Raw genomic sequence first — 15,329 nt, forward strand, 5'->3', positions numbered from 1 at the left:
GGACCGTTCAAGGCGCAGCGGTCGGAGCGCTCGCCGCCCGCGGTGCCGGATCGTCCGAAGGCGCCGGTGCGGGCGCGGGTTTGTTCGCGCCGTCGAACACGCGGTCGGCCACACCGCCACCGATCCACATGCCCGCCAGCGTGACCCAGGCCGTGAGCGCGAAGATCGCGCCGCCCGTCATGCCCGCGCCCACGGCGCAGCCCCCCGCCAGCATGGAGCCAAAGCCCATCAGGATGGCGCCGACGATGTAGCGCGGCATGGTGTAGCCGCCGCCGAAGCCTTCGAGCTTCCAGTCGCCCCCCACCAGGGCGCCCACCAGCGAGCCGAGAAACACCCCCGGCATCAGGCCCAGGCCAAAAGTCCAGGGTTCGCCGGGCGCGCTGAGCACCCGCATCAGCCACTCGGCCGAGGGGCCGCTGAAGGTCAGGCCCTGGATCTGCACCGGTTCGAAGGAATGCGCCATCACCTGGTAGGTGCCGGCCCAGGCCAGCGCCACCATCAGCCCGGTGCCGATGCCGCCGGCCCACTTCCAGAAGCCCCAGCCACTGCGGTAGGCGAAAAACAGCGCGGTCACCAGCCAGACCATGCCGAACGCCAGGCCGTCCCAGGGCCCGGCCCCGACCAGCGCGAGCAGGCTGCGCGAGGGGCCACCGTCCACCACCCACCAGGTCGACACGGTTTCGCGCCAGGGCGCGAGCACGCCGTTGAGCGAGGCCTGTGCCGTGACCGCGAAGATCAGCCCCGAGAGCAGCGCGCGCAGGTTGCCGTTGGCCGACAACACCAGCAGCCGGCTCGCGCAGCCGCGCGTCATGACCATGCCCACGCCGAAGATCAAACCGCCCAGCAGCGCGCCTGAGAGGCTGCCGCGCGCCGAGAGCTGGCGCGCCGTGCTCACGTCCAGCAGCCCGGACAGCACCAGCAGCTGCGCGGCCACCACGGCGGTTGCGAACGCCAGCAGCCACACGGTGAGCTTGTCGCCGAAGCGGCCGTGCCAGAACTCGATCACCGCCGCGCGCAGGCAGAAACGCGAGCGCTGGGCAAAAAAGCCGAAGCCCAGCCCGGCCAACAGGCCGCACAGGGCCAGCACGCCCGGTTCCCCCACCCGCTCGATCCAGCTTGTCCAGTCCATGACGTCTCCGTTTATGAAGATATGCGCAATCGATCATGTTACGCCGGCCAATCACCCCAAAGCTTGACGCGGCGCAACTTCTGGCGAACCCGGCGCGCCGGGTAAGCTCCAACGCCCCACCCGTACCCGCACCGAAAGGACTCCCCATGGCCATTCCCTGGCTGGTTGCGCTCAAAGTCATTCCCTGGGGCGATGTGATCGAACACGCGCCCAAGGTGCTCAGCGCCGCGCGCAAGCTGCTGGAGCGCCAGCGCGCGCAGACCCCGGCGATGCCCACCGCCGACGTCATCGAGATGCCGGCGGGCGAAACACCGAGCCTGGGAGAGCTGACAAACCGCCTGATCGCGGCGCAGCAGCAGATCCACCAACAGGCCCAGGCGCAGGAGCAACTGACCCAGACCGTGGCCGAACTGGCCGAACAGAACGCGCGCCTGGTCACCGCCGTGGAGGCGCTGCGCGTGCGCACGCGCCTGCTGCTCTGGGGTTTTGTGGCGCTGGCATTGGCGCTGGCCTGGATGGCCTGGGCCTGAACCGGCCGGCTCGGTTGTATTGGGGCGGGCGGCCTCAGCGGCGGCGAAACGGCGCCTGGTAGAGCCACACCGGTTTGCCATCCACGTTCTGCAGCCGGCCCTGCGGCGCCCAGCCGCCGGCCTCGAACTCCAGGCTCACCAGCCAGCTCCCGGGCCGCAATTCGCCCGCCGCCTTGTCCATCGCGCGCGGCATGCTCTCGGGCCGCTGAAACAGATAGACCAGGTCGTAGCCCGACCAGTCGGCGGCCCAGATGTCGGCCCGGCGCACCTGGGCAAAACGGCAGCGCAAGGCGCACAAAGCGGTGAGCGGCCAGCTCCATTCCAGGCCGTGGATGCGGGCCTGGGGGTATTCACCGTGCAGCGCCTTCAGGCCCGCGCCGAGCCCGCACCCGGCGTCCACCACCCGCGCGCCGTCCGGCAAGGGCGCCTTGTCCGCCAGGCCCCGCAGCGCCGTGGCCGGGGTGGGAAACAGCGGCGCATCGCGCCAGGTGTTGAGCGGGTAGAGCGCGAGCAGCAGCGCCAGCGGCAGCAGCCAGGCCCAGGCCGGCAGACCGGCCGCCGCACCGCTGGCCAGCAGCGAGAGCGGGAACCCGGCCAGCATGAACACCCGGCGCCAGGGCGTGCGCCCGGTCCAGGCCGGCAGGCCCGAGACCAGCAACGCCAGCACAAAGGCCGCCACCGCGCCCAGCCCGGCCACGCGCAGCCCCAGGAAAACACCCCAGGCGAGCGCCCAGGTCAGCAGTGCGGGGAGCGGCCAGATCAGCATGGTGAGCGGCATTGTCGCCGCTGCCACCGGCCTGCCGGGCCACAGTCGTCGCTCCTGGAGAAAGGCGCTCAGCGGCGCGAGGGGACTACACCCGCGCCAGCACCGGCCCGAGCACACGCCCGGTGTGCGTGTCCAGCCGCACCACCTCGTCGGGGGGGGCCTCGGCCACCACGCGGCCACCACCACCGCCACCTTCGGGCCCCAGGTCGATGATCCAGTCGGCCTCGGCCATCACGTCCAGGTCGTGCTCGATCACGATCACGCTGTGGCCGCCGTCCACCAGGCGGTGCAGCACGCGGATGAGCTTTTCCACGTCGGCCATGTGCAGGCCCACCGTCGGTTCGTCGAGCACATAGAGCGTATGCGGTGCCTTCTGGCCGCGGCGTGTGACGTCGTCGCGCACCTTGCTGAGTTCGGTCACGAGCTTGATGCGCTGCGCCTCGCCGCCACTCAACGTCGGACTGGGCTGGCCCAGCGTGAGGTAGCCCAGGCCCACGTCTTTCAGCAGTTGCAGCGGGTGGGCGATGTTGGGCATGCTGGCGAAGAATTCGACCGCCTCGTCCACCTCCATCTGCAGCACGTCGCCGATGCTCTTGCCCTTCCAGCTGACGGCCAGGGTTTCGGGGTTGAAGCGCGCGCCGTGGCAGACCTCGCAGGGCACTTTCACGTCGGGCAGGAAGCTCATCTCGATGGTGCGCATGCCCTGGCCCTCGCAGCCCGGGCAGCGGCCTTCACCGGTGTTGAAGCTGAAGCGGCCCGGCCCGTAGCCACGCGCCTTGGCTTCGAGCGTGTCGGCGAAGAGTTTGCGCACCGTGTCCCAGAAGCCGATGTAGGTGGCCGGGCAGCTGCGCGGCGTTTTGCCGATGGGGGTCTGGTCCACTTCGAGCACACGGTCCACCACCTCGGAACCCAGCAGCTTGTCGCAACCGGTCCAAGTGGGGCGCTCGCCCGCGTCCCAGGCCGTGCGGCCGGCGAAGGTGCTGCGCTGGGACACGGCCGCCGCCGCGTTGGTGAGCAGCACGTCGCGCGCGAAGGTGGACTTGCCCGAACCGCTGACGCCGGTGACGACGACCAGGCGCTGCAGGGGGACGGCGACGTTGAGGTTCTGCAGGTTGTGCAGGCGGGCGCCACGGACTTCGAGCCAGGGGAGACCCTCACCCCCACCCTCTCCCGCCAGCGGGAGAGGGGGTTTGCTGCTCCCTCGCCCCTCTGGGGAGAGGGCTGGGGTGAGGGGCAACACGCCGCGCCGCGGCTGCAGCGGGTGTTTCATCGCGTGCAGCAGGTAGCGCCCGGTGACGGATTCTTCGTTCGCCGAGAGGTCGGCCACCGTGCCCTGCGCCACCACGCGGCCACCGCGTTTGCCGGCGCTGGGGCCGATGTCGATGATGTGGTCGGCGCGGCGGATGGTGTCTTCGTCGTGCTCCACCACCACCAGGGTGTTGCCCTGGTCGCCGAGCTTGTGCAGGGCGTTGAGCAGGACGGCGTTGTCGCGCGCGTGCAGGCCGATGGTGGGCTCGTCCAGCACGTAGCACACGCCCTGCAGGTTGCTGCCGAGCTGTGCGGCCAGCCGGATGCGCTGCGCTTCGCCGCCGGACAGCGTGGGCGCGCCGCGGTCGAGCGTGAGGTAGTTCAGGCCCACTTCTTCCAGGAAGGCCAGGCGGCTTTCGATTTCGGGCAGCAGGTCGCGTGCGATGTCGGCTTCGCGTGCCGAGAGCGTGAAAATCCGTTCGCCCTGAGTCTGTCGAAGGGCGTCGACCGAGCCTGTCCTGAGCTTGTCGAAGGGCTCAGCCCGAACGGAGGTGTTGGGTGTCATCCCCATCAGGGTCCGGACCCATTTCCGGACCTCGTTCACCGACAACCGCGCCACGTCGGTGATGCCCACGCCGCCAAACTTCACCGCGCGGGCCTGGGCGTTCAGGCGGGTGCCTTCGCAGCTCGGGCAAGGCCGGTCCGCCAGGTCTTCCACGTCGGGTTCGGCAAAGCTCTGCTCGCGTCCGCGCTCCCCGTCGTCGCGCACCGAGTCGTCGAGCGCCTTGCGCTGTTCGCGCGACAGCGCCAGACCCGTGCCCACGCAGTCCGGGCACCAGCCGTGTTTGCTGTTGTACGAAAACAGGCGCGGGTCCAGTTCGGGGTAGCTGGTGGCGCAGACCGGGCAGGCGCGGGTGGTGGAAAACACCTCCAGCCGGCCCAGGCCCACGGTGGACGTGCCCTCGGCCAGCGCCTGGCTCAAGCCGTCGAGCGGGTGCAGCACATGCACCTGGCCTTTGCCGATCTCCAGCGCCTTCGCGAGCTGGCGGCGCCACCATGTCTCTTCGTCGGGGCTGACCACGCCATCGGCCACCGGCAGTTCGATGGTGTGTTCCTTGAAGCGGTCAATGCGCGGGAAGCCGGTGGTGGGCAGAAACTCGCCGTCCACCCGCAGGTGCGTGTGGCCGCGCGGGCGCGCCCAGTCGGCCAGCTCGGTGTAGACGCCCTTGCGGTTGACCACCAGCGGCGCGAGCAGGCCGATGTGCCGGCCCGCGTAGCGCGTGAGGATGGCGGCGGCGATGCTCTCGGGGCTTTGCGGCATCACGGCCGCGCCGTCGTGCACGCAGTGCTGCGTGCCCAGCTTCACGTAGAGCAGGCGCAGGAAGTGCCAGACCTCGGTGGTCGTGCCCACCGTCGATTTGCGTCCACCACGCGAGAGCCGCTGCTCGATGGCCACCGTGGGCGGGATGCCGTAGACCGCGTCCACCTCGGGCCGGCCCGCGGGCTGCACGATGCTGCGCGCGTAGGCGTTGAGCGATTCGAGGTAGCGCCGCTGGCCCTCGTTGAACAGGATGTCGAAGGCCAGCGTGGACTTGCCCGAGCCGCTCACGCCCGAGATCACGTTGAACCGCCCGCGCGGAATGTCCACGCTGAGGTTCTTGAGGTTGTGCTCCTTGGCGTTGACGATGCGGATGGTGTTGGGCTGCGGCGCGGCCACGTGCGCGGTCTTCGCCGCACCCGGTCCGCGGGCGGGCGCCAGGTAATCCGCCACCCGGCCCTCGTGCGCTTCGTGCACCTCGCCCATGGACAACGCGTACTCGCGCAGCGACAGCGCGGTGTGGCTCGTGGGGTGCTTGCGCACATCCTCGGGCGTGCCTTCGGCCACCACCAGGCCACCGCCCTCCCCGCCTTCGGGGCCGAGGTCGATCAGCCAGTCGGCGGCGCGGATCACGTCCAGGTTGTGCTCGATGATCACCAGCGAGTGCCCGGCCTCCAGCAGCTTGCGCAGGGAGCGCATGAGCTTGGCGATGTCGTCGAAATGCAGGCCGGTGGTGGGTTCGTCGAACAGGAACAGCGTGCCCTTGCGCGAAATCGGCTGGCGGCTGGCGCTCGCCGTCTTGGCGGCTTCGGCCAGGAAGCCCGCGAGCTTCAGGCGCTGCGCCTCGCCACCCGAGAGCGTGGGCACCGGCTGGCCGAGCTTCACGTATTCGAGGCCCACGTCCACGATGGGTTGCAGGGCGCGGATGACTTCGCGGTCGCCCGCGAACAGCGCCGCGGCCTCGCTCACGGTGAGGTCGAGCACGTCGGCCACGTTGAACGTGCGGCCGCCCCGTTCGATGCGCACCTCCAGAATCTCGGGCCGGTAGCGCTTGCCGTCGCAGTCCGGGCAGCGCAGGTACACGTCGCTCAGGAACTGCATTTCGACGTGCTCGAAACCCGAGCCGCCGCAGGTGGGGCAGCGGCCGTCGCCGCCGTTGAAACTGAACTTGCTCGCGGTGTAGCTGCGCTGGCGCGACAGCGGCGCGTCGGCGAACAGGGCGCGGATGGCGTCCCAGGCCCCGACGTAGCTCACCGGGTTGGAGCGCGCGGTCTTGCCGATGGGCGACTGGTCGACGAACACCACCTCGGACAGGAAGTCCGCGCCGAGCAGGCGGTCGTGCGCGCCGGGGGTGTCGGTGGTCTTGCCGAAATGGCGCAGCAGCGCGGGCGCGAGCACGTCCTGGATCAGGCTGGACTTGCCCGAACCCGAGACGCCGGTGACCACCACCAGGCGCTGCAGCGGGAAGTCCACGGTGACGTTTTTCAGATTGTGTTCGCGCGCGCCTTCCAGGATGAGGCGCGGCGTGTTGTCGGTCACCATGCGCTTGAAGCCCATGCCGACCTGCTTGCGCGCGCCCAGGTAGGCGCCGGTGAGCGTGTCGGCATCGCGGATGGCTTCGGGCGTGCCGTCGAACACGATCTGCCCGCCGCGCTCGCCCGGGCCCGGGCCCATGTCGATCAGCCGGTCGGCCGCGAGCATCACCGCCGGGTCGTGCTCCACCACCACCAGGGTGTTGCCCGCGTCGCGCAGGCGCAGCATGGCCTTGTTGATGCGCGCCATGTCGCGCGGGTGCAGGCCGATGCTGGGCTCGTCGAGCACGAACAGCGTGTTCACCAGCGAGGTACCGAGCGCCGTGGTGAGGTTGATGCGCTGCACCTCGCCACCGCTGAGGGTGCGGCTCTGGCGGTCCAGCGTGAGGTAGCCGATGCCGACCTCGCAAAGGTAGCGCAGGCGGGTGTTGATTTCGTCGAGCAGGAGCTTGAGGGCCTGCGCCTGGCCGGTGTGCGACTCCTTCCCCCCCTGGGGGAAGGCGGGGATGGGGGCCTGCAGGCCAACAGGCCCCCACCCCTGCCCTCCCCCAGCGGGGGAGGGAGAAAGCGATGCAAAGAACACCCTCAACTTGTCCAGCGGCAGCAGCATCAAATCGTGCAGGCACAGGCCGGGCAAGGCTTCGAGCTGCGCGCGCGACCACTTCACGCCCTGCAGCAAATAGCGCTTCTCGGGCGGCAGCACCGCGTCGGCCTGCTGTTTCGTGCCGATGCGCCAGAGCAGGCTGTCGGTCTTCAGGCGGGCGCCGCCACAGCTCGGGCATTCGGTGTAGCTGCGGTACTTGGACAGCAGCACCCGGATGTGCATCTTGTAGGCCTTGCTCTCCAGGTACTCGAAGAAGCGCGCCACGCCGTACCACTGCTTGCTCCACTGGCCCTCCTTGTAGGTGGGCGTGCCGCCGATCACCCACTGCCGCTGCTCGGGCGTGAGCTTGCTCCAGGGCGTGTCGCGCGGGATGCCGGCGGTCTCGGCGTGGCGCATCAGGTCGTCCTGGCACTCCTTCCAGGCCGGCGTCTGGAACACCTTGATCGCGCCGTTGCGCAGCGTGAGCTTCTCGTTGGGAATGACCAGGCCGTAGTCCACCCCGATCACCCGGCCAAAGCCCCGGCAGGCCTCGCAGGCGCCCACGGCCGAGTTGAACGAGAACATGGACGGCGTGGGGTCGGTGTAGCGGATGTCGCTCTCGGGGCAGTGCAGGCCCGTCGAGAACCGCCAGATCTGTTCAGCACCGTCTTCGGGCAACACATAAACCATCAGCTTGCCACTGCCACGCTTGAGACCGGCTTCGATGGCCTCCATCACGCGCGCCTGCTCGGCCGTGCCGATGCGGAAGCGGTCGGCCACCACGTCGAGCACCTTCACCGACGCGCTGGCCGGGGCGGTCCTGGACACTTTGGCCTTCGTGGTCTTGGCGGCCTTGGCATCGGGCACGGGCGTGGCGCGCTGCACCACGCGCTCGGCCTGCACGCGCGTGTAGCCGCTGGCCGAGAGCCATTGTTCGATTTCTTCGGGCGTGGTGCTGGCGGGCAGCTCCACGGGAAAGGTCACCACCAGACGGGGATCAAAACCGTGTGCCCCCACGCTCCCCAAGGGGGCTGATTCACCTTGGGGCGGCCCGGCGGTGAATCCCGCCGCGCGCTTCTGCAGCTCGGCGTAGATCGACTCCGGCGAGTCGTGCCGCACCGGCAGCGCGGTCTCGCGGTCGAACAGCTCGGCGCCGCGTGCGAACAGGAGCTTCAGGTGGTCGTTCAGCTCGGTCATCGTGCCCACGGTCGAACGCGAGGACCGCACCGGGTTGGTCTGGTCGATCGCGATCGCGGGTGGCACACCTTCCACCCGGTCCACCGCCGGCTTGTCCATGCGGTCGAGGAACTGGCGCGCGTAGGCGCTGAAGGTTTCGACGTAGCGGCGCTGGCCCTCGGCGAACAGGGTGTCGAACACCAGGCTGGACTTGCCCGAGCCGCTGGGCCCGGTGACCACCGTGAGTTCGCCGGTGCGGATGTCGAGGTCGATGTTCTTCAGGTTGTGCTGGCGCGCGCCGCGGATGCGGATCAGCCCGGTGCCGCCCTCGGCCGTGCGACCCGCCTCCCCGGCGACGGCTGGAGAAACGGGCGTATCGGCCGACAAGAGTTCGGCGGGCAGGAAGGCGTCGGACATGCGGGGGGCTCCAGTGGGGGAGGCAAACATTCTACGGAGGGGTGACGGGGGTCACGGTCGCGTAGGTAATATCCACAATGCGGCACCCGGGCGAACTCACCAGACTCCCCCATGCGACAGATACAACCGGAGACAAACCCATGCAAACGACCACCTCGGGCACGCGCCGCGCGCTGACCCTCTGGGGCCTCGCCGCCCTGCTCGCCCTGAGCGCACCCGCCTGGGCCCAGTTGCGCATCGGCCAGCCTTCGGGCTTCACCGGCTCGGTGGCCGCTGGCGTGAAAGAGAACACCGAGGGCGCCAAGCTGTACCTGGACGCGGTGAACGCGCGCGGTGGTGTCAACGGACAGAAGATCGAGCTGATTTCGGTGGACGACAAGTTCGACCCGAAAGTCACGGTGGAGGCCGCGCGCGAGCTGGTCACCCGGCAAAACGTGCTGGCCCTGTTCCTGAACCGCGGCACACCACACGCGCAGGCCCTGCTGCCGCTGCTGAGCGAGCTCAAGGTGCCGCTGGTAGGCCCGAGCACCGGCGCCATGGCGCTGCACGATCCGGTCCACCCCTGGTTGTTCAACGTGCGCGCCACCTACCAGCGCGAGGCGGCCAAGGCCATCGAGCACCTGGCCAGCATCGGCATCGCACGCATCGCCGTGCTGGAAACCGACGACTCCTTCGGCGCCGATTCGGCCAAGGGCGCACTCGCCGGTTTCGCCAAAGCGGGCATCAAGCCGGTGCTGCAGGACAAGTTTCCGCGCGACAAACCCGACTTCGCCGAACTGGCCCCCAAGGTGCACCAGAGCAACGCCCAGGCGGTCATGATCATCGGCTCGGCCGGCAACACGGCGAACGCGGTGAAAGCGATCCGCGCCGCGGGTTCGCGCGCGCAGATCGTCACGCTCTCCAACAACGCCTCGGAAGGTTTCATCAAGCTGCTGGGCGAACACGCGCGCGGCGTGATCGTGACCCAGGTGTTTCCCAACGAGCGCTCGGTGGCGTTTCCGCTGATCAAGGAAGCCCTGGATCTGGCCAAGGCCAAGGGGCTGGACGGGGTGTCGCCCGCCATGATGGAAGGCTTTGCCGCGGCCAAGGTGCTGGTGGAAGGCCTGCGGCGCGCGGGCCCCAACCCGACGCCGGCGTCGCTGCGCGACGCGCTCGAAGGCATCCGCAACTTCAACCTGGGAGGTCTGTCGGTCAGCTACAGCCCCACCAACCACACTGGGCTGGACTTCGCCGATCTGTCCATCGTGGACGCCACCGGCAAGTTCAGACGGTGACGCCCTCAGGTCGCCAGGACGTTCTCAGGACTTGGCGATCAGCACCGGCACCTTGGCGTGCGTGAGCACCTTCTGCGCCACGCTGCCCAGGATCAGCGCCTTGATGCCCTGGCGGCCGTGCGAGCCCATCACCACGAGGTCGCAGCCTTCCGCCTCAGCGGTTTCCAGGATGCCCTCGTACACCACATTGCGCTCGATGGTGTCGCCCACGAAAGGCACGCCTTCGTCGGCGCAGACCTTGCCCAGCGCGTCCAGCGCCTGGCCGGCGGCCGACTTGGCCTCGGTCAGGTAGGCCTGCAGGCCGACCGCGGACGCGTCGCCAATGCCAATGTAGGGAAACGGGTCGAGCACATACACACCGACCACCTGGGCGCCCTGGCTCTTGGCGAGCCGCGCGGCGATGGTCGAGGCGTGGGCCGCCTGCTGGGAACCGTCGGTGGGAACGAGGATTTTCTTGAACATGGCATGCCTCCTGATGGGGGAAGTTGTTGCAGAAAGAACGCCACGGGTTTGCCGCAACGTCCGCGAAACCCATCTTAGCGGTCTGGCACGGTGCTGCGCTTGAGACGCGTCAAGCTGAACGCCGCGTTCATGCCGTATCAGTTTGTCTTCATCGGCCGTACGTCCACCGCGCAGTACTTGAGTTCGGCGATCTTGCCCACCGGATCGAGCGCGGGGTTGGTCAGCAGGTTGGCCGCGGCTTCGGCGTAGGCGAACGGGATGAAAGCGGTGTCGCGCGGCATGCCGGCGTCGAACCGCACCGCCAGCGCCACGCCGCCGCGCCGCGAACGCACCTGCGCCGCCTCGCCCGCCACCAGGCCGAGCCGCGCCGCGGTCTCGGGGTGCAGGCTGACCACCGGGCCGGGCTCCACCGCGTCCAGCACCTGGCTGCGCCGCGTCATGCTGCCGGTGTGCCAGTGTTCGAGCTGGCGCCCGGTGATGAGCACCAGCGGGTAGTCGGCGTCGGGCGTCTCGGCCGGTGGCGTGAGCGCGGCGGGCACCAGGGTGGCGCGGCCGGTGGGCGTGGGAAAGCGGTCGGTGAACACCACCGGGCGGCCGGGGTCGCTCTCGTTGTCCACCGGGTAGGTGACGGCGCCTTCGCGCTGCAGCCGCGCCCACGACAGGCCGGCGATGCTGGGCATGAGCGCGCGCATTTCCTCGAACACGGCGCCGATGCCGTGGCCCGCATCCGCGCCGGCCGTGCCATCGGGCGCCACGTCGTAGGCCCAGCCCAGGCCGAGGCGGCGCGCGAGCTGCTCGGTGATCCAGGCGTCGGCCCGCGCCTCGCCCGGGGCCGGCACCGCCTTGCGGCCGAGCTGCACGCAGCGGTCGGTGTTGGTCACGCTGCCGGTCTTCTCAGGCCAGGCGGTGGCGGGCAGCACCACGTCGGCCAGGCTGGCGGTCTCGGTCAGGAAGATGTCCTGCACCACCAGGTGGTCCAGCCGCGCCAGGGCCTCGCGGGCGTGGTGGGCGTCGGGGTCGCTCATGGCGGGGTTTTCGCCCTGGATCAGCATGGCGCGGATCTGGCCGTCATAAGCCGCGTTGACGATCTCCACCACGGTCAGGCCGGGCTCGCTGCCCAGCGTGCCGGCGGGCACGCCCCAGAGCCGCTCGGCTTTCTCGCGCGCGGCGGGTTCGGAGACGCGGTGGTAGTCGGGCAGCACCATGGGGATCAGGCCGGCGTCGCTCGCGCCCTGCACGTTGTTCTGCCCGCGCAGGGGGTGCAGGCCGGTGCCGGGGCGGCCGATCTGGCCGGTGATGAGCGAGAGCGCGATCAGGCAGCGCGCGTTGTCGGTGCCGTGGGTGTGCTGGCTGATGCCCATGCCCCAGAGGATCATGGCGCTCTGGGCCGTGGCGTAGGCGCGCGCCACCTCGCGCAGCGTGGCCGCATCGATGCCGCACACCGGGGCCATGGCTTCGGGGCTGAAGTCGGCCACATGGGCCTTGAGCAGCGCGAAGTCCAGCGTGTGCTGCTCAACATAGGCGGTGTTGGCCAGACCCTCGAAGATGATGGTGTGCAGCAGCGCGTTGAGCAGGGCCACGTCGGTGCCCGCCTTGAAGCCCAGGTGTTTCCAGGCCTGGCGCGCCAGCTCGGTGCGGCGCGGGTCGATCAGCACCAGCTTCATGCCGCGTTGCCTGATCGCGTTCTTGATCCAGGTCGCGCCCACCGGGTGGTTCTGCGCCGGGTTGGCGCCGATGATGAGCACCAGGTCGGCGTGCACCACGTCGCGCAGCGGGTTGGTGACCACCGCCGAGCCCAGGCCTTCCATCAGCGCGGCCACGCTGGAGGCGTGGCACAGGCGGGTGCAGTGGTCCACGTTGTGCGTGCCAAACGCGCTGCGGATCAGCTTCTGGAACAGGTAGGCCTCTTCGTTCGTGCCCTTGGCCGAACCGAAACCCGCTACCGGCCCCAGACGGCCACGCGCGGGAGTGCTGGCCATGGCCCGGCGCAGGCCGGTGGCGGCGGCGTCCAGCGCCTCGTCCCAGGTGGCTTCGCGGAACAGTTCGCGCCAGTCGCGCTGCATCACGCTGGCCGGGTCCTTGGGCACGTCGGCGCGGCGGATCAGCGGGCGCGTGAGGCGCTCGGGGCTGTGCGCGTAGTCAAAGCCGAAGCGCCCTTTCACGCAGAGCCGCCCTTCGTTGGCCGGACCCGCCTTGCCCTCCACGTGTTCGATCTTGCCGTTGCTCACGTGGTAGGTCATCTGGCAGCCGACGCCGCAGAACGGGCAGACCGAATCCACCCGCTGTTGCGAGGCTTTGGCGTAGGCGCCGTTGGCGGGGGCGATGGCGCCCGTGGGGCAGGCCTGCACACATTCACCGCAGGCCACGCAGGTGCTCGCACCCATGGGGTCGTTCTGGTCGAACACGATCTGCGCGTGGCCGCCCCGGAAAGCCAACCCCAGCACGTCATTGCCCTGTGTCTCGCGGCAGGCGCGGATGCAGCGCGTGCACTGGATGCAGGCGTCGAGGTTCACCGTCATGGCCGGGTGAGAAGTGTCCCTGCCCCCACGCTCCACCGCTGGAAGCGGGTCGCTGCCCCCCGAGGGGGCTGCCCCGCCTTGGGGCGGCCCGGCGGCGGGGCCGTTGTACCCGACAAAGGGCTGGGACCGGGCCGGGAAGCGCTCCGGCCGCGCGCTGGCCACGCCGGCCCAGTGCGCCAGCTCGCTGTCGTGCTTGAGCGCCGTGGTGTCGGGCGCGTCGGCCAGCAGCAGTTCCAGCACCGTTTTCTGCGCCGCGGCGGCGCGCGGGCTGTCGGTGTTGACCGCCATGCCGGGCTGCGGCGCGCGGCAGCACGAGGGCGCGAGCACGCGTTCGCCCGCCACCTCGACCACGCAGGCGCGGCAGTTGCCGGGGCTGCGCAGGCCGTCCTTGTGGCACAGGTGCGGGATCGCGATGCCCACGCGCTGCGCCACTTTCAGAATGCTCTCGCCCGGCGCGGCCTCCACCGGCCGGCCGTTGAGCGTGAAGGCGACGGGCGCCATGCCCTGTGGCAGATCGCGGGCGTTCATGCGTTCACCCCGTCGCGCTGGGCGCCATTCACCTCGTGCGCGAAAAACCGCAGCACCGAGTCCATCGGGTTGGGCGCCGCCTGCCCGAGGCCGCAGATGGACGCGTCGCGCATCACCTGCGACAGCTCGCCGAGCAGCGGCGCGTCCCACACCGGCGCCCGCATCAGCGCCACCGCCTGGGTGGTGCCGGCGCGGCAGGGCGTGCACTGGCCGCAGGACTCGTGTTCGAAGAATTGCATGAGGTTGAGCGCGGCGTCGCGCGCGCTGTCGTACTGGCTCAGCACCACCACCGCCATGGAGCCGATGAAGGCGCCGTGGTCGGCCAGGGTGTCGAAGTCCAGCGGGACGTCGGCCAGCGCCGCGGGCAGGATGCCGCCCGACGCGCCGCCGGGCAGGTAGGCGTAGAGCGTGTGGCCCTCGGCCATGCCGCCGGCGTGTTCGTCGATCAGTTCGCGCAGCGTGATGCCGGCGGGCGCGAGGTAGACGCCGGGCCGGCGCACGCGGCCCGACACCGAGAAGCGGCGCAGCCCGCTGCGCCCGCGCCGGCCCTGCGCGGCCAGCCAGGCCCCGCCCCGGGCCAGGATCTCGGGCAGCCACCAGAGCGTCTCCAGGTTGTGCGCGAGCGTGGGCCGGCCGAACACGCCGTGCGTGGCCACGATGGGCGGGCGCAGGCGCGGCATGCCGCGTTTGCCTTCCAGCGATTCGATCAGCGCCGACTCTTCGCCGCAGATGTAGGCCCCCGCGCCGCGCCGCAGCTCGATCTGCGGCGGCGTGTAGCCGGGGTATTGCGCGGCCAGGCCCTGCAGCCGGGTGCGCAGGGCGTCGAGCTCGCGCGCCAGCAAGCCGCGCGCGTCGTGGTATTCGTCGCGCAGGTAGAGCCAGATGCGCTCGGCGCCCACCACCTGCGCAGCGATCAGCATGCCTTCGAGCACCTGGGGCGCGCCGCCGTGCAGGCTGGTGAGCAGGTGGCCGTCCTTGAAGGTGCCGACCTCGCCCTCGTCGATGTTCACCACCATGTGGCGCGGCCCGGGCTGCGCGCGCACGGTTTCCCATTTGCGCCAGGCCGGGAAACCCGCGCCGCCCAGACCGCGCAGGTTCGAGGTCTTGAGCTCGGCCAGCACCTGCTCGGGCGTGAGCGCGCCCGACAACAGGCGCTGCAGCTGCGGCAGGGCCGACGCGGTGGGCGCCGGCAGCTCGCGCGGCCCGGTCTCGCCCCGCGCCAGCAGGGTCTGCACCGCGTCCACGCTGGCGCGCGGCAACTGGCGCTGGCCCACGCAGGCGGCGGGCGCCTGGTGGCACTGGCCGATGCACGGCGCCGCCTGCACCCGCACTGAGGCGTCACCGGCCAGCCGCGTCTGCAGATCGCTCAGCAGCGAGGCACTGCCCGCCAGCGAGCACGACAGGCTGGTGCAGACCCGCACCACGGTGGCCGGCACGGGCGCGTCGTCGGCCACGATCTCGAAGTGGTGGTAGAAGCTCGCGACCTCGAACACCTCCACCTGGCTCAGGCGCAGCCGCTCGGCCAGCGCCGCCAGGTGGCCGTGGCGCAGCGCGCCCTCGGCGTCCTGCAGGCGGTGCAGGTGCTCGATCAGCAGATCGGCGCGCGGCGCCAGCCCCTCGCACAGCGCGGCCACGCGCGCGCTGGCCGCTGATTGGACCTGCCGGCCCTTCGGCGTGAAGCGCGGCCGGGCACGGCCGGGCGCCCCGACGGGGCGGATGGGGATCACCGGCGTGGCCAGCGTGGCGCGCGATTCGTGGGGGCTGTTCGTCATGGATTCAGCGTAGCACCGGAGGTGGGATTTAATATGTTTGAAATTTCATAAAGTCGGTCATTCCCCGCCCCACGA

The 15,329-nt window shown here is 70.3% G+C and carries 8 protein-coding genes; 2 read left to right on the forward strand and 6 right to left on the reverse strand.

Annotation, left to right across the window (positions count from 1 at the left end; translation table 11 throughout):
- Positions 1-7: 7 nt before the first annotated feature.
- On the reverse strand, positions 8-1,129 hold the full coding sequence (locus KIH07_RS00360; protein WP_226490078.1) for a YeeE/YedE family protein: 1,122 nt from the start codon (positions 1,127-1,129) through the stop codon (positions 8-10).
- 146 nt (positions 1,130-1,275) lie between these two features.
- Between KIH07_RS00360 and KIH07_RS00365 the strand changes: the two genes are divergently transcribed.
- Positions 1,276-1,659: a hypothetical protein gene (locus tag KIH07_RS00365; RefSeq protein ID WP_226490079.1), complete on the forward strand. Its 384-nt coding sequence runs from the start codon at positions 1,276-1,278 to the stop codon at positions 1,657-1,659.
- Between the two features lie 34 nt (positions 1,660-1,693).
- Here the strand turns inward: KIH07_RS00365 and KIH07_RS00370 are convergent, their stop codons facing one another.
- On the reverse strand, positions 1,694-2,425 hold the full coding sequence (locus tag KIH07_RS00370; RefSeq protein ID WP_226490080.1) for a class I SAM-dependent methyltransferase: 732 nt from the start codon (positions 2,423-2,425) through the stop codon (positions 1,694-1,696).
- A gap of 85 nt (positions 2,426-2,510) precedes the next feature.
- On the reverse strand, positions 2,511-8,303 hold the full coding sequence (locus tag KIH07_RS00375) for an excinuclease ABC subunit UvrA (RefSeq protein ID WP_413465795.1): 5,793 nt from the start codon (positions 8,301-8,303) through the stop codon (positions 2,511-2,513).
- Between the two features lie 536 nt (positions 8,304-8,839).
- Here KIH07_RS00375 and KIH07_RS00380 point away from each other — a divergent pair.
- Positions 8,840-9,973 (forward strand): ABC transporter substrate-binding protein, encoded by a 1,134-nt coding sequence (locus KIH07_RS00380; RefSeq protein WP_226490082.1) that lies wholly within the window; start codon positions 8,840-8,842, stop codon positions 9,971-9,973.
- A 24-nt stretch (positions 9,974-9,997) separates the two neighbouring features.
- Here KIH07_RS00380 and KIH07_RS00385 read toward each other — a convergent pair whose 3' ends face one another.
- From KIH07_RS00385 to KIH07_RS00395, 3 genes are all read right to left on the reverse strand, one after another.
- The gene (locus KIH07_RS00385; protein ID WP_226490083.1) at positions 9,998-10,435 is read right to left on the reverse strand and encodes a universal stress protein; all 438 of its coding nucleotides are present in this window, start codon (positions 10,433-10,435) and stop codon (positions 9,998-10,000) included.
- A 137-nt stretch (positions 10,436-10,572) separates the two neighbouring features.
- A complete protein-coding gene (fdhF, locus tag KIH07_RS00390; RefSeq protein WP_226490084.1) occupies positions 10,573-13,482 on the reverse strand; it encodes a formate dehydrogenase subunit alpha in 2,910 nt (969 codons plus the stop codon).
- Positions 13,479-15,254 (reverse strand): NAD(P)H-dependent oxidoreductase subunit E, encoded by a 1,776-nt coding sequence (locus KIH07_RS00395; RefSeq protein ID WP_226490085.1) that lies wholly within the window; start codon positions 15,252-15,254, stop codon positions 13,479-13,481. The genes fdhF and KIH07_RS00395 overlap by 4 nt, the downstream gene beginning before the upstream one ends.
- Positions 15,255-15,329 lie beyond the last annotated feature (75 nt).

Origin of the sequence: Hydrogenophaga taeniospiralis, assembly GCF_020510445.1 — a bacterium.
In the GTDB taxonomy this organism is placed as follows: domain Bacteria; phylum Pseudomonadota; class Gammaproteobacteria; order Burkholderiales; family Burkholderiaceae_C; genus Hydrogenophaga.

Excerpts from the sequence above, each read along its gene's own strand:
- KIH07_RS00395 (WP_226490085.1), bottom strand. The coding sequence starts at position 15,254 with ATGACGAACAGCCCCCACGAATCGCGCGCCACGCTGGCCACGCCGGTG.
- KIH07_RS00380 (WP_226490082.1), top strand. The coding sequence starts at position 8,840 with ATGCAAACGACCACCTCGGGCACGCGCCGCGCGCTGACCCTCTGGGGC.
- fdhF (WP_226490084.1), bottom strand. The coding sequence starts at position 13,482 with ATGAACGCCCGCGATCTGCCACAGGGCATGGCGCCCGTCGCCTTCACG.
- KIH07_RS00385 (WP_226490083.1), bottom strand. The coding sequence starts at position 10,435 with ATGTTCAAGAAAATCCTCGTTCCCACCGACGGTTCCCAGCAGGCGGCC.
- KIH07_RS00370 (WP_226490080.1), bottom strand. The coding sequence starts at position 2,425 with ATGCTGATCTGGCCGCTCCCCGCACTGCTGACCTGGGCGCTCGCCTGG.
- KIH07_RS00360 (WP_226490078.1), bottom strand. The coding sequence starts at position 1,129 with ATGGACTGGACAAGCTGGATCGAGCGGGTGGGGGAACCGGGCGTGCTG.
- KIH07_RS00365 (WP_226490079.1), top strand. The coding sequence starts at position 1,276 with ATGGCCATTCCCTGGCTGGTTGCGCTCAAAGTCATTCCCTGGGGCGAT.
- KIH07_RS00375 (WP_413465795.1), bottom strand. The coding sequence starts at position 8,303 with ATGACCGAGCTGAACGACCACCTGAAGCTCCTGTTCGCACGCGGCGCC.